This window comes from Chryseobacterium elymi (assembly GCF_003385495.1).
In the GTDB taxonomy this organism is placed as follows: Bacteria; Bacteroidota; Bacteroidia; order Flavobacteriales; family Weeksellaceae; genus Chryseobacterium; species Chryseobacterium elymi.
In genome coordinates, this window is sequence record NZ_QNUH01000001.1 from 503,638 (window position 1) to 518,078 (window position 14,441).

11 protein-coding genes are annotated in these 14,441 nt (G+C 36.3%); 9 read left to right on the top strand and 2 right to left on the bottom strand.

The genetic code is table 11. From position 1 onward, the window contains the following. The first annotated feature begins 26 nt into the window (after window positions 1–26). Both mnmG and DRF60_RS02245 read left to right on the top strand, forming a co-directional pair. On the top strand, window positions 27–1,889 hold the full coding sequence (gene mnmG, locus DRF60_RS02240) for a tRNA uridine-5-carboxymethylaminomethyl(34) synthesis enzyme MnmG (protein WP_116010480.1): 1,863 nt from the start codon (window positions 27–29) through the stop codon (window positions 1,887–1,889). Between the two features lie 116 nt (window positions 1,890–2,005). Next, a complete protein-coding gene (locus DRF60_RS02245) occupies window positions 2,006–2,827 on the top strand; it encodes a class I SAM-dependent methyltransferase (RefSeq protein ID WP_116010481.1) in 822 nt (273 codons plus the stop codon). 551 nt (window positions 2,828–3,378) lie between these two features. On the opposite strand, the gene DRF60_RS02250 is transcribed toward DRF60_RS02245, so the two are convergent. Then, window positions 3,379–4,569 (bottom strand): phosphoglycerate kinase, encoded by a 1,191-nt coding sequence (locus tag DRF60_RS02250; RefSeq protein WP_116010482.1) that lies wholly within the window; start codon window positions 4,567–4,569, stop codon window positions 3,379–3,381. Window positions 4,570–5,123: 554 nt separating this feature from the next. Here DRF60_RS02250 and rpiB point away from each other — a divergent pair. From rpiB to tsaB, 7 genes are all read left to right on the top strand, one after another. Next, window positions 5,124–5,558 (top strand): ribose 5-phosphate isomerase B, encoded by a 435-nt coding sequence (gene rpiB, locus DRF60_RS02255; protein ID WP_116010483.1) that lies wholly within the window; start codon window positions 5,124–5,126, stop codon window positions 5,556–5,558. 433 nt (window positions 5,559–5,991) lie between these two features. After that, the gene (rnr, locus tag DRF60_RS02260) at window positions 5,992–8,145 is read left to right on the top strand and encodes a ribonuclease R (RefSeq protein ID WP_116010484.1); all 2,154 of its coding nucleotides are present in this window, start codon (window positions 5,992–5,994) and stop codon (window positions 8,143–8,145) included. Between the two features lie 64 nt (window positions 8,146–8,209). After that, window positions 8,210–8,896, top strand: coding sequence for a LysE family translocator (locus tag DRF60_RS02265; RefSeq protein ID WP_116010485.1), 687 nt, complete (start codon window positions 8,210–8,212; stop codon window positions 8,894–8,896). Continuing rightward, window positions 8,893–9,822, top strand: a complete 930-nt coding sequence (locus tag DRF60_RS02270; protein ID WP_116010486.1) for a S66 peptidase family protein — start codon at window positions 8,893–8,895, stop codon at window positions 9,820–9,822. The genes DRF60_RS02265 and DRF60_RS02270 overlap by 4 nt, the downstream gene beginning before the upstream one ends. Before the next feature lie 45 nt (window positions 9,823–9,867). Continuing rightward, window positions 9,868–10,239, top strand: coding sequence for a YraN family protein (locus tag DRF60_RS02275; RefSeq protein WP_116010487.1), 372 nt, complete (start codon window positions 9,868–9,870; stop codon window positions 10,237–10,239). Between the two features lie 49 nt (window positions 10,240–10,288). Beyond that, entirely contained in the window at window positions 10,289–11,038 is a 750-nt protein-coding gene (locus DRF60_RS02280; RefSeq protein ID WP_116010488.1) for an SDR family NAD(P)-dependent oxidoreductase, read from the top strand. Window positions 11,039–11,120: 82 nt separating this feature from the next. Beyond that, a complete protein-coding gene (gene tsaB / locus DRF60_RS02285; protein WP_116010489.1) occupies window positions 11,121–11,813 on the top strand; it encodes a tRNA (adenosine(37)-N6)-threonylcarbamoyltransferase complex dimerization subunit type 1 TsaB in 693 nt (230 codons plus the stop codon). A 51-nt stretch (window positions 11,814–11,864) separates the two neighbouring features. Here the strand turns inward: tsaB and porW are convergent, their stop codons facing one another. Next, complete coding sequence (gene porW, locus DRF60_RS02290; protein WP_238639961.1) at window positions 11,865–14,441, bottom strand: type IX secretion system periplasmic lipoprotein PorW/SprE; 2,577 nt, start codon at window positions 14,439–14,441, stop codon at window positions 11,865–11,867.

The following is a 14,441-nucleotide window of genomic DNA, read 5'->3' on the forward strand; positions in this document are numbered from 1 at the left end:
AAAGGCTTTAAATAAGCAATATAGAAATGATTTCAGAAACATATGATGTAATAGTAGTAGGTGCCGGACACGCAGGTTGTGAAGCTGCAGCTGCGGCCGCAAACCTTGGTTCCAAGACCCTGCTTGTTACAATGAATATGCAGACCATCGGACAGATGAGCTGCAACCCGGCCATGGGAGGAATCGCAAAAGGACAGATCGTAAGAGAAATTGATGCTATGGGAGGATATTCCGGAATTGTAGCAGATAAATCCGCAATTCAGTTCAAAATGCTAAACCTTTCCAAAGGACCAGCGATGTGGTCTCCAAGAACCCAAAATGACAGAATGCTTTTTGCAGAAGAGTGGAGATTGGCATTAGAAAATACACCCAATCTTGATTTTTTTCAGGATATGGTAAAACAGCTTATTGTAGAAAATAATAAGGTAACCGGAGTTATTACTTCTTTAGGAATTGAGATAAAAAGTAAATCTGTAGTTCTTACCAACGGAACATTCCTTAACGGATTGATTCACGTTGGAGACAAACAATTAGGCGGTGGAAGAATGGGCGAACCTAGAGCATTCGGAATTACCGAGCAATTGGTAAGCTTAGGTTTCGAAGCAGGTAGAATGAAAACAGGTACTCCTCCCCGTGTAGACGGAAGAAGTCTGGACTATTCTAAAATGGAAGAACAGAAAGGAGATGAAAATCCTCAGAAATTCAGCTATACAGATACTCCGAAACTAACAAAGCAATTAAGCTGTCATATCGTTTATACTAATGAAACGGTTCATGATATTTTGCGCGAAGGTTTCGACAGAAGCCCAATGTTTAATGGTACAATTCAAAGTTTAGGCCCAAGATATTGCCCAAGTATAGAAGATAAAATCAACCGTTTTGCTGAAAGAACACGACACCAGCTTTTCGTAGAACCGGAAGGATGGAAAACTGTTGAGATCTACGTGAACGGATTCAGTTCTTCTCTTCCGGAGGATGTACAAATCAAGGCGATGAAGCATATTCCTGGATTTGAAAATGTAAAAGTATTCCGCCCAGGCTATGCTATTGAGTATGACTACTTCCCTCCTACCCAATTAAAGCATACTTTAGAAACAAAACTAATCGACAATTTATATTTTGCAGGCCAGATCAATGGTACAACTGGATATGAAGAAGCTGCAGGACAAGGTTTAATCGCTGGTATTAATGCCCACAATAAAGTACACGGAAAAGAAGATTTTATTCTGAACAGAGATGAAGCATATATCGGGGTATTAATTGATGATTTAATTACAAAAGGAACTGAAGAGCCTTACAGAATGTTTACTTCCCGTGCAGAATACAGGCTTTTATTAAGACAGGATAATGCTGATATCAGATTGACTGAGAAAGCTTACCATCTAGGTCTTGCTAAAGAGGATAGATTAAGAAAAGTAGAAACTAAAGTAGCTAAGAGTCAGGAACTTGAAGAGTTTTTAAGAGAAACTTCTTTAAAGCCGGGTATTATTAATCCAATATTAGAAACCATTGACAGTAATCCTGTAGATCAGGCTTACAGAGCATCACAGTTTCTTACCAGACCGAATATTACACTGGAAAAACTTGATACTATTGATGTTATCAAAGAATTTTCATCAAAATATGATGATGAAGTAAGAGAACAGGCTGAGATCAATATCAAATACAAAGGTTATATTGAAAAGGAAAAAGAAAATGTAGCGAAACTTAACCGTCTGGAAAATATAAAAATTCCGGAAGATTTTGATTATAAAAGCCTTTCAAGCCTTTCTTCAGAAGCAAAACAGAAAATGTCTAATGTAAGACCGAAAACTATTGCACAGGCAGGCAGAATCAGTGGTGTTTCTCCAGCCGATATAAACGTTTTATTGGTCTATTTAGGACGTTAAAGCAAAAATGTTTCACGTGAAACATTTATAAATTAAAAGCAAAAATTAAGGTATTTATAGCCGTTAAGTTTTCAAGCAGTAAATACCTTATTTTTAAATATCAAGTTATTAATTCAATGAGAATAAAGGATCATTTTCTTTCACAGGAAATATTTGAAATAAAAGAAACAGAAACAAAAGGGGTTTTCAAGACCTCTCCTATTCCATCCAATATTTCAAAATATTACGAAAGCGAAGATTATATTTCCCATCATCAGGATTCAGGCAGTTTTAAAGAAAAGCTTTATAAATTTTTACAGTCTTTTAATCTGCAATACAAAAAAAATATTCTCGCAGACAGAATAAAAAAGGGATCAAAAGTTCTGGATTACGGTTGCGGTGCCGGAGAATTTGTAAAGTATATAGAAAACGATTTTGAAACTTTCGGTTTTGAACCTGATGCTGATGCCAGAAAAGCTGCACTTCATAAAATATCCAAAGCAACGGTAATTGATAATATCAACATTATTCAGGACCACAGTTTAGATGCTATTACATTATGGCACGTTTTTGAACATGTAGAGAACCAGGATGAGATGCTTGAAATTTTTCACAGAAAATTAAAAGGTAAAGGACTTCTCATTATAGCTGTTCCCAACCCTACTTCCTATGATGCAAAACATTACAAAGAATATTGGGCAGCTTATGATGTACCGAGGCATATTTATCATTTCTCCAAAAATGGTATGGAAAATCTAATTTCCAAAAAACCAAACTGGAAAATGAGAAAAATCAAACCTTTAGTCCTTGACTCCTTTTACATCTCCATGTTGAGCGAAAAATACAAAAAATCACCTTTTTTTTGGCTAAAAGCAGTTGTCTATGGAACGATTTCTAACGTAAAGGCGCTTTTTTCGAACGAATTTTCAAGTTTGATATATATTATCGAAAAAAGATAGAAAATCGATTTTTGAGCTATTTCTGAAGGTCAATTTTCACCAATTTCAACAAAAAAACAAAAAACCTGGAGAATATTCCGGGTTTATTTTTTTGATCAAAATATAAATCAAATTAAAAAAAAGTAAATTTAAAAACTACCCTACTCGATTCCTTTAACAAATTAGAAAATGTAAAAGCGGAAGTATATTAATTTATAGCAAGCTGTAAAATTTCTAAAATTATTGATTGAACAATTTCAGGTTAGAAAAATCATCTGCATAAAAAAGATGTTGGAAATAAAAATTGAGCTAACAAATTATTTTCCAAAATTTTGAATGAAGGTTAAAAATTTGATCATGTGAAAAAAAATAACCTTCAAAAAAATATTCGCCAATAGCATATTTTCATCAGAAAATAAATTTTATAAAAAGATGTAGATATCCACATCTTTTTAACAAAATTGGAATTTACCACTGATTTTCGACAATTAGCCTTAACTCACTCTTAATTTAAAAGCAAAACAAAAAAGACCGCCATATCTGACGGTCTCCTATATATAAAAAATAAAATATTATTTATTGATAGCAGCAACTCCAGGAAGTTCCAAACCTTCCAGACTTTCAAGCATCGCTCCTCCACCTGTAGAAACATAGCTCACTTTATCACCATAACCGAACTGCTTCACAAAAGCAACACTGTCACCACCTCCTACTAAAGAGAAAGCTCCTAATTTTGTAGCCTCAGCAATGCTGTCTCCCAAAGCAACTGTTCCGCCCGCAAAGTTTGACATTTCAAAAACTCCGATCGGTCCGTTCCAAAGGATTGTTCTTGAATTCAGCAATACATCATTGAACTGGTCTCTTGATTTATGACCTGCATCAAGTCCCATCCACCCTTCAGGAATTGCATAGATATCTGCTTCTTTTCTTTCGGCATCATTATTAAAAGCTTCCGCAATAATAACATCAGAAGGAAGATATACTTTAACTTTATTTTCCTTGGCTTTTCCTAAAATCTCAAGAGCTAAAGGAAGCTTATCCTCTTCTACCAGCGAGTTCCCTATTTTTCCGCCTAAAGCTTTAATAAAAGTAAACGCCATACCTCCTCCAATAATCAGATTATCGATTGCCGGAAGTATATTTTCTATAATGGTGATTTTAGTTGAAACCTTAGAACCTCCAAGTATCGCAGTTACAGGCTTTTCTCCTTTTCTTAAAACTTTATCAATAGCCTGAAGCTCTTTAGCCATCAATAAACCGAAAAATTTAGTTGATTTAAAATACTGAGCAATAACAGCCGTAGAGGCATGAGCTCTGTGAGCCGTTCCGAAGGCATCATTTACAAAAGCATCACCCAATTGTGAAAGCTTTTCAGCAAATCCTTCATCACCCTTTTCCTCTTCATTATGAAAACGAAGATTTTCCAACAATAAGATCTCTCCGGGCTGAAGCTCAGAAGCAGCTTTTTCAGCCTTTTCTCCGATACATTCGTCCACAAACTTAACCTCCTTTCCAAGAACACTTGAAACTTCATCTACGATATGCTTAAGAGAGAATTCATCCTTCACTTCGCCTTTGGGTCTGCCAAGGTGAGTCATTAAAATTACTGAACCTCCGTCATTAAGAATTTTTTCTACAGTTGGTTTTACAGCTGCGATTCTTGTATTATCTGTCACTTTAAGCTGATCATCCTGCGGAACATTAAAGTCCACTCTTACCAGAGCCTTCTTGTCTTTAAAATTGAAATCATTGATTGTTTTCATAAGTATCGTTGAATTTTCGTTTCACAAATGTAAGCTTTTAAACATTTTCTACGGAACCATTAAAACAAAACTTTTTGAAAACTTTCCCCCAACCCACTCATCCACTAACCAACAATTTTTCTCTCTTTAAAAAAAAGAATAATGTAGTTGTTGTTGAGTATTGTTAGTTTAGGGGATAAGTTTTAACAAAATAATTGGTAACAAATAATTTTTATTCAATTCATATTTAATTCACATTGTAAAATATTGTAAATCTGCTTTTTCACAGACTTACCAACAGATGTGAGTAACTTTCCCACAAACCCGGTATTAGTAATTTTTTTATGGAAAAACTTTGGATTAAGTGAAGAAAAGATTTTGAAAATTGTGGTTAAAATTTTCAAGTACATTTTCCATTACGAAATAAATTCATCTTTAAAAATAGAAAGTTGGAAAAAGTTTTCCACAGTTATTCACATAGCTTTTCACAAATTACTATGGATTAACTAACAGACTTTGTTATTATTCTTACCTTTGTCATGAAATAAAATCTAAAAAGACTTAATACAGGTATTATGAAAAGAAAAATAGCTATTGCTGCAGACCATGCAGGCTATGAATACAAGGAGATTGTTAAGAACTATCTTTCAGAACGATTTGATGTTCAGGATTTTGGCACGTTTTCCACAGACAGTGTGGATTATCCGGACTTTGTTCACCCTGCTGCAACATCAGTTGAAAACGGAGAAAATGAATTGGGAATATTAATCTGCGGAAGCGGAAACGGAGTCCAGATCACAGCGAACAAACACCAGAAGATAAGATGTGCACTTTGCTGGATGCCGGAAATCGCAATACTGGCAAGACAGCATAATGATGCTAATATGATCTCTATGCCTGCAAGATTTATCTCTAAGGAAGTGGCTATAGAAATTGCTGAGAAATTTCTTTCCACAGATTTTGAAGGTGGAAGACACCAGAACAGAGTTGATAAAATTGCTGTCTGCTAAAATATAAAGGCCTGTAAATCAAATTGCAGGCCTTATTTATTTTTTATTTTGTATCTTTGCAGCAGTTAATAGAAATTACCATTCTATTATTTCCATACCAAACCTGAAATACTTAAAGATATTTATTCAAAGGTTTTTCTCCCCTCTTCTCCATATTTGTAGTAATTTTAACAGACTAAAGTTTCCATTATAAGTAAATTGGAAGGAAAATTGATGCTGTTGAATTAATAAGAAAATATAAAAACAGTATCCATAAAGAGGTAATAATTCCTGAAAGTGATTTTATTGAAATGTCTCTTGATATGGAGGAAAAAAATAATAAATAGAAAGTTTTAATTCGTAATCTTATTTATTATTTTGAATTTAAAAACTCTACAGTTCAGAGATTTCAAAAACGGATTATTACAATAACAACAATTAAATAACATTAAAAATGCCAAGAAAAGGTAAATATATAAGCCATAAAAACGAACAGAAACTCATAGAGATCGGAAGACTGATCCTGCGTTTCATGAATACCAATTCATCGAAGATCTATAATTATAAGCAGATCGCAGACGGAATAGAGTATAAAAATCCCCGCCAGAGAGAGCTGGTGATCCAGGCCCTTCACAAACTTCAGGGTTCAGAAAAGATCAAAGAAGTGGAGAAAGGAAAATATATCATTAACCTGAAAATTGAGGGAACCCTGACAGGGACCATTGATTTCAACCAGTCCGGCAATGCTTACGTTAGTGTAGAAGGAATAGAAGATGATATCTTTATTCACTCTAAGAATGTAAAAGATGCACTACAGGGAGATAAAGTCCTGATTGTAACCTATCATTTCAAAGGAAAAAAACTGGAAGGTTCCGTACTGGAAGTGTTGGAAAGAACAAGAACAGAATTTGTAGGGACATTCCAGCTGGTTGCCCATAAAGATTTTGGATTTGTAGTTTGTGATAAAAAAACAATCAATACCGATATTTTTATTCCTAAAACTAAATTCGGAGGAGCAGAAAACGGCGATAAAGTTGTTGTAAAAATGACAGATTGGAAGCCTGGTGATAAAAATCCTGAGGGAGAAATTATTCAGGTGCTGGGAGCTCCCGGTGAGCACGAAACAGAGATCCACTCTATTCTTGCAGAATACGGCCTTCCTTATGAATTTCCACAGGAGGTTGAGCTTGATGCGGATAAAATTGACAGAAGAATCACCGATGAAGAAGCTGCAAAGCGTTGGGATATGCGTAATATCTGTACGTTCACCATTGACCCTAAAGATGCAAAAGACTTTGATGATGCTCTTTCGATCAGGAAGCTGGAAAATGGTAACTGGGAAATTGGTGTACACATTGCCGATGTTTCTCATTATGTGGTTCCGGGAACGATCCTGGATGATGAAGCTTATAACAGAGCGACTTCGGTATACCTTGTAGACCGTGTAGTTCCGATGCTTCCGGAAGTTCTAAGTAACGATGTATGTTCACTTCGCCCTAATGAAGATAAATATACCTTCTCAGCAGTTTTCGAGCTGAATGATAAAGCGGAGATCCAGAAACAATGGTTCGGAAGAACAGTGATTCATTCAGACAGAAGATTTACTTACGAAGAAGCTCAGGAACGTATCGAAACAGGCCAGGGAGACCTTGCAGAGGAAGTTAATACCCTTGACAGATTGGCTAAAATTATGCGTGATGAACGTGTCAGAAACGGAGCAATTACATTTGACAGAAGTGAAGTAAGATTCAATCTGGATGAAAATAACTCGCCGATCGGGGTATACTTTAAAATAAGTAAGGATTCCAATCACCTGATCGAAGAATTTATGCTTTTAGCTAATAAAAAGGTGTCTGAATTTGTTTCATTGAACAATAAAGGTGGTGTAACCAATAATACTTTTATTTACAGGGTCCACGATGATCCAAACCCTGCAAAACTGGAAGCATTAAGAGATTTTGTATCTACTTTCGGATATAAAATAAACCTTGACAATACCAAAAAAGTTGCAGAATCTTTAAACAAGCTTCTTTCTGATGTCAAAGGAAAAGGAGAAGAAAATATGATTGAAACGCTGGCCATGAGAAGTATGAGCAAGGCTATATATTCTACAGAACCTATCGGCCATTACGGTTTAGGTTTCGAATATTACAGCCACTTTACCTCTCCTATCCGACGTTATCCTGACCTTCTTGCCCACCGCCTTTTACAGCACTATCTTGACGGAGGAAAATCTCCAAGCAAGCAGGAGTTGGAAGACAAAGCAAAACACTGCAGTTCTATGGAAAGACTGGCTGCTGACGCAGAAAGAGATTCCATCAAGTTCATGCAGGTGAAGTTTATGGAAAAACACCTTGGAGAAACATTTACAGGAGTTATTTCAGGTGTTGCAGAATTCGGCTTCTGGGTTGAAATCCCTGAAAATGGTGCCGAAGGTTTGATCAAATTAAGAGACCTTGTAGATGATTCATATTCATATGATGCAAAGACCCATGCCGTATATGGTAACAGAACGGGTAAAAAATATCAGTTAGGAGACCAGGTCCAAATCAAAGTAGTAAAAGCAAACCTTATTCAAAAGCAGTTAGACTTTAAGATTGTTGATTAATTAAATCATAAAGTATAACTTTGTATTAATGGGATGAAATCTTTTTCATTTAAAATACTATTGAATGTTTGAACTTGTACTATCTGCTATTATCCTAGGATTTATGCTGAGCCTGGTTTTTATAGGACCTATTTTTTTCCTTTTAATTGAAACCAGCTTTACCAGAGGGCCAAGACATGCTTTGGCACTGGACCTCGGAGTTATTACGGCAGATTTATTATGCATTGTTGCTGCGTATTATGCAAGTGCGGATATTGTTACTCTAATAGATAAACATCCCGGATTTTACAGGATTACTTCTATACTTATTTTTGTATATGGGATCGTCATGATGGTCACCAGGACCAAAATGCATATGCCGGGTGAAGAAAGAATCATTGGACAAAACTATTTCAAAACGTTTTTCAATGGTTTTTTCTTTAATCTTTTAAATGTGGGGGTTATTCTTTTCTGGCTGGTTACCGTAATCTCTGTAAGGAATCAATATCCTGATACCAGCAGTTTTATACTCTATGTGAGTATCGTCATCGGCACCTATTTGTGTATCGACCTGGCCAAAATATTCTTAGCAAAACAATTTCACGATAAACTTACCCAGAAGCTTGCCAACCAGATCAGAAGAATCGTTGGCGGGATTCTTATTGTTTTCAGTTTCTTCATCTTTCTACAGAGCTTTAAGAAATTTAATCAGTTCGACAGGCGTTTAGAAGAAGCTGAGAAAAAAGAAATCAAGTATCAAAAAACAGAATGAAAAAAATAATATTTCCCAGAGCCCTTAAAAAAGGTTCTAAAATAGCTGTTATTTCCCCTGCCGGAGCTGTAGATGTTTCTCAGCTTGAAAAAGGAATAGAAATGATTAAAAACAAAGGTTTTGAGCCTGTTCTTGGTGAGCACCTTTATACTAAATATTCAAATGGATATAATTACGCCGGGACAGAACAGGAAAGAATTAAAGACATCAACTGGGCTTTGAATGATAAAGATGTTTCAGCAATTTGGGCTTCAAGGGGCGGTTATGGCTGCCAGCATCTGGTTCAGCATTTAAAGCTTAAAAATTTTACAGAAAACCCGAAATGGTATATAGGGTATTCCGACAATACCGTTATTCAAAGCTATTTATTGAAAAAAGGTTTTGCGTCTATCCACGGACAAACCATTAAGACGTCAAGCTTTGGAGTAACAGATGAAAGTTATGATCTGGTTTTTGATATTTTAAAAGGAAAAACCCCTAAATATGCTTTAAAATCTCATAAGTTCAATAAAGCAGGTAATATTGAAGGGGAATTGGTTGGAGGTAATTTAGCTCTTATCTATGCCCTTCTGGGGACAAAATATTCCTTTGATTTCAAGGATAAGATTTTATTCATTGAAGATATCGGGGAAAACTTTTATGCCCTGGACAGAATGATCATGACCCTTGAATTAGCCGGAGTTTTCAATAAAATAAAAGGATTGATCGTTGGCGGGATGACCAATATGGGAGATGAAAAAGAGAATAAAAGCTACGAAAAAAGCTTTGATGAATTTGCCTATAAACTGATCTCTGACAGAATTTCAAAATATAAATTCCCAACTGTTTTCGGATTTCCTAATGGACATATTAAAGATAACAGACCTTTAATCATTGGAGGGAAAGTTAATATGAAGGTCGGAGATAAGGTTAAGATTGAGTTTTAATTAATATCACTGATATTTTCATTTTCAAACTCTCAAACTCAAAAGATGGCAAATCATAATGATTTTGGTAAAATAGCAGAAGACCTTGCAGCTGAATATCTGCAGAAGAACGGCTATAGGATTGTTACGAGAAATTTTCGTTTTCAGAAAGCAGAGATCGACATCATTGCTGAAAAAGAAAATCTGATTATCATTGTTGAAGTAAAAGCACGTTCCACAGATGCTTTTATGCTGCCCCAGGAAGCGGTTACGAAAACAAAAATTAAGTCTATAGTTACGGCCGCTAACCATTATCTTGAAGAATTTAAAAGGAACAATGAAGTGAGATTTGATATTATTTCTGTCCTTCCTGATGAAAAAAAGAAACTCACAATTGAACATATAACCGATGCTTTTGAAGCATTTGATGCCAACTAAAAAGTATAAAGTACTAAGTACTTTGTACAATTATACATTTTACAATACAATGAAAACAATACTCATCACCGGAGCCACTTCCGGAATAGGAAAATCCACTGCAGAACTTTTGGCCAGACAGGGAAACAGAGTTATTATCTGCGGAAGAAGAAATGAAGTTTTAGAAACCCTGAAGACCGAACTTTCTCTTTATACTGAAATACTTAGTTTAAAATTTGATGTAAGCAATCTTGAAGAGGTTGAACAAGCAATAAGTTCCCTGCCGGAAGATTGGAAAACTATTGATGTTCTTATCAATAATGCCGGAAATGCACACGGTTTAGATCCTCTTTCTGCCGGAAAGACAGATGATTGGGATTCTATGATTGATGGGAATGTAAAAGGACTTTTATATGTTTCCAAAATGATTATTCCTTCCATGAAAGACCGTAATTCAGGACATATTGTAAATATTAGTTCAGTGGCAGCAAAGCAGACTTATGCCAACGGAGCTGTTTATTGTGCAACTAAAAAAGCAGTTGATGTAATTTCCGAAGGAATGCGTCTGGAACTTACTGAATTTGGCATTAAAGTGACCAATATTCAGCCGGGTGCTGTAGAGACAGACTTTTCTCTCGTAAGATTCAAAGGGGACAGTGAAAGAGCTTCTACTGTATATGCCGGCTATGAAGCTTTAAAAGCTGAAGATATCGCTGATGCTATTGCTTACTGTGTCAATGCTCCAAAACATGTTATGGTTTCAGATATGACCATTTATCCAAGTGCGCAGAGTGAGCCGAGAACGATATACAGAAAATAGTTAAAATAAAGACATAAATTTGCAGAATATTCGGAAGCAATATTGCCTTTCGTAATTTTGCCATCAGCTTAAAATAAAAGAGATGAAAATTTTATATCTGGAAACCTCTTCTAAGAACTGCTCTGTAGCTGTTTCAGACAATGAAAAGCTTCTATGCCTGTGCGAAGAAGTTTCCGAAAACTATAAACAGTCTGAAAGTCTCCATACCTTTGTAGAATGGGCACTGGAAGGTGCGGGACTTAAGATGAAAGATATCCAAGCCGTTTCATTAGGAAAAGGGCCTGGTTCCTATACCGGATTAAGAATTGGGGCCGCTTCCGCAAAAGGTTTCTGCTATGGGCTGAAAATTCCCTTAATTGCAGTAAACTCTTTAGAAAGCATGGCAGAGCCTTTTTTAGGCAAAAACTATGATTATATAGTGCCATTGATCGATGCGAGGAGAATGGAGGTTTATACAGCCGTTTATGACGGTGAAACAGGAAAAGAACTTTCATCAACCGAAGCTAAAATTTTGGATGAAGCTTCTTTCGAAGAATTTAAAGATAAAAAAGTGGTTTTTGTAGGAGACGGTGCAAAAAAAGCCAAAGAAATCCTGAATCTTCCGGATGCGGATTTTAAGGATGACATCTACCCTTCTGCACAATATCTGATCAAAAGAACCTTAGAAAAGATTAATCAAAAGGAATTTGAAGATATTGCCTACTTTGAGCCATTCTATCTCAAAGATTTCCATGGAGTGAAGAAAAAGAAATCTTCAGATTCTATACGACCATAAAAAATAAGCAATTATATATAAAAAGCGAAGAGTAAATCTTCGCTTTTTTATTTATTGAGGCATTTCCGGAATACCATCAGGGATTTTTTCTTTATCCTTATCTCTATCTTTTTTCAGTTTCTGTTTAGGCTTTTTTGGCTCTGTATCTGCGTCCTGTACAACCTGCTGAAGCTGGCTGTTTTTATCATTTCCGGCTGGATTCTGAGGAATACCATTATTCATATTCTGTACAGGTTGCGCCGGCATTTGTGGCTGCTGTGGAAGGGAATTTCCTTTATTATCCGTTGCCTGGAAAGAAAGTTCACTTTTCAGATAATTCAGCATTTCCTTTGCTTTTATGCCTTCCGGGGTTTTAGAATAATTCAGGGCGATCTGCTCAAGCTGCAGGATCATTACCTCTTTTCCGCTGGTTTTTCCTGTGTTGAATGCATTCAGTAGGTGGAATTTCGGAACAAGGGCATCCTTAGGATACTTCTGTATCGTCTGATCTATGATATCACGGCTTTCCCCGAACTTTTCGGATTCATAAAGAGCATAAGCCTTTTTGTATTCATTTTCAACATCTTCCGATGACTTTACAAATGAATTGTTCTTGGGATTCCTTGCAAATTCTGCATAAGAAGTATATGGATAGTCGGTCAAAAGGATTTGTTTTGCTCTTTCAGAGGCCTGAGGGTTCTTTTGGTAATTCATTGCAAAGATTTCATAAAGAGCCTGAAGCATTACTTTTTCCTCAGGTTTTACATCAACAAGGTCATATAATGTCTTTGTTGCCAAAGGGGTATTCGTAAAATAATTCTGGTACATTACACCCAAGCCTAAGGAAGCTGTGTCTCTGTCTTTCTTTAGCTGACCCAGTTTTTCCTGATCTGTAGGAATCTGTTCAATATAGTAAGTCGGCTCAAAACGTCTTGGATTAGGTGCCGAAGTCACGCCAAGAGCTTCATTTTTCATGTCTTCAATAGTCGCCATCTTTTTAGAATAACGCCAGTTATCAGCTAAAGCTCTGTCTCCCCAGATCTGCTTAAATGAAGAAGATCCTTTGCTTATTGTTCCTGTATTGCTGAAATAGAAGCCTTTGGTGGTAACCCCAAAATCTTCAAAAGAATTGGCGTTATTGGCAAAAATTGAATTGGCATTGTAATCTCCGGCATCAAAACCTTTGCTTCTTTCAGCACGTATTCTCTCCTGCTCTTCTTTTTCTTCCTTAGCTTTCAGTTTGGCGATATACTTCGAGAAAAAGTCTGTTCTCTGAGAATCACTCATCTTTGCCAAAGAAAGAATACTGTCGTTCTTCTTGATCAGGTAATAGTTTCTGGAGATCTTCTTAATATATTCGGACTGGTCTTTTAAAAGAATTCTGGAAGGCTCATAGGTCATCACCGTAAGTGCTGAATCATAATAGGTTCCGGCGCCAATATAATCGTTTTTTTCGAGATAACTCTTCCCTATTTCGTAATATGTAAGGCCTCTTACCTGTGGATCAGAAACTTTTTCAAACAGAGATTTTTTGAAAAATTCCTGAGCTTCATCTTTTTTTCCGGCTTTGTTGGCCATTAAACCCAAAGCATAGTAAAATTCGTTTTTTCTTGAACCATAAGTTCCTTTCTTGCTGATGCCTTCTAAATAGTTTTTAGCTCCATTATAATCCCCTTTCCCATTGAAGGTTTTAGCGATGGCAATTTGGGATTTTACTTCAAATTCAAAATCATTGGCATATTTATAAGCCTGTGTAAAGCTTTCACGGGCTTTATCATTTTGGCCCAGGTTTTCAGAAACCTGTCCTCTCAGATACGCTATCCTGCTTTTCAGTTTTCTGTCAGAATTCAGCTCAAAAGCCCTGTCCAGTTCAGCTCCGGCTTCCTCCAGCTTTCCTGCATCCAGAAGAGCCTCAGAATGATATATGCTCAGGAGTTTTGTGTAGTTTTTATTAATATCCTCCCCTTTCAGTTTGGCAAAAGTTTCATTCGCTTTATGATAATCTTTGATCTGCGCATAGGCTACCCCCTGATAAATCCTGGCTAAAGGAAGTCTTTTATCATCCTTCATATGCGTAAAAACGTAGTTCAGGGCATCCAGAGCCTGTACGGCTTTGTTCTGGTAGATTCTGGACTGTACAAGAATCATATAAGCATCAAAGATCTTCTTATTCTTTTCTTCTCCGTTTCTGATAACAGAGTACTTGTTGATTGCTTTCTGAGCCTTTGCTTCGGCTATTTCTAAAGTAGTTGCTCCTTTGCTCTGCATCTCATCAGGCATTCCGGGAGTTCCATTTCCCTGCGAACCGGGCATTACAGGCGGCATTCCCGGAGCTCCCCTTTCAGAAGACCTGCTTACTTCAGCCATTTTCATAGAATTTTCAGCAAATGCGGCGGATTGCCCCAGATCACTTCCCAAAGGCTGGTCTTCAAATGTAAGGATAGGAATATAAGGAGCATAAAAATTATCCTTATGTGCCTTGTCTCTGGTCGTAAATTCACTGTTTAACGCATCTTTTGCATTAAAAAGGGTATTATAATATGTGTTAAATCCTTTCATGAATTTTGATCGCTGTTCCGGCTTTTTAGTCTTGGTCGCACAGGAAGCAACGATACACATGATTAAAAGGAATAAAATATTCTTTTTCAT

Excerpts from the sequence above, each read along its gene's own strand:
- porW (WP_238639961.1), bottom strand. The coding sequence starts at position 14,441 with ATGAAAAAGAATATTTTATTCCTTTTAATCATGTGTATCGTTGCTTCC.
- DRF60_RS02245 (WP_116010481.1), top strand. The coding sequence starts at position 2,006 with ATGAGAATAAAGGATCATTTTCTTTCACAGGAAATATTTGAAATAAAA.
- DRF60_RS02270 (WP_116010486.1), top strand. The coding sequence starts at position 8,893 with ATGAAAAAAATAATATTTCCCAGAGCCCTTAAAAAAGGTTCTAAAATA.
- tsaB (WP_116010489.1), top strand. The coding sequence starts at position 11,121 with ATGAAAATTTTATATCTGGAAACCTCTTCTAAGAACTGCTCTGTAGCT.
- rpiB (WP_116010483.1), top strand. The coding sequence starts at position 5,124 with ATGAAAAGAAAAATAGCTATTGCTGCAGACCATGCAGGCTATGAATAC.
- DRF60_RS02280 (WP_116010488.1), top strand. The coding sequence starts at position 10,289 with ATGAAAACAATACTCATCACCGGAGCCACTTCCGGAATAGGAAAATCC.
- DRF60_RS02275 (WP_116010487.1), top strand. The coding sequence starts at position 9,868 with ATGGCAAATCATAATGATTTTGGTAAAATAGCAGAAGACCTTGCAGCT.
- DRF60_RS02250 (WP_116010482.1), bottom strand. The coding sequence starts at position 4,569 with ATGAAAACAATCAATGATTTCAATTTTAAAGACAAGAAGGCTCTGGTA.
- DRF60_RS02265 (WP_116010485.1), top strand. The coding sequence starts at position 8,210 with ATGTTTGAACTTGTACTATCTGCTATTATCCTAGGATTTATGCTGAGC.
- rnr (WP_116010484.1), top strand. The coding sequence starts at position 5,992 with ATGCCAAGAAAAGGTAAATATATAAGCCATAAAAACGAACAGAAACTC.
- mnmG (WP_116010480.1), top strand. The coding sequence starts at position 27 with ATGATTTCAGAAACATATGATGTAATAGTAGTAGGTGCCGGACACGCA.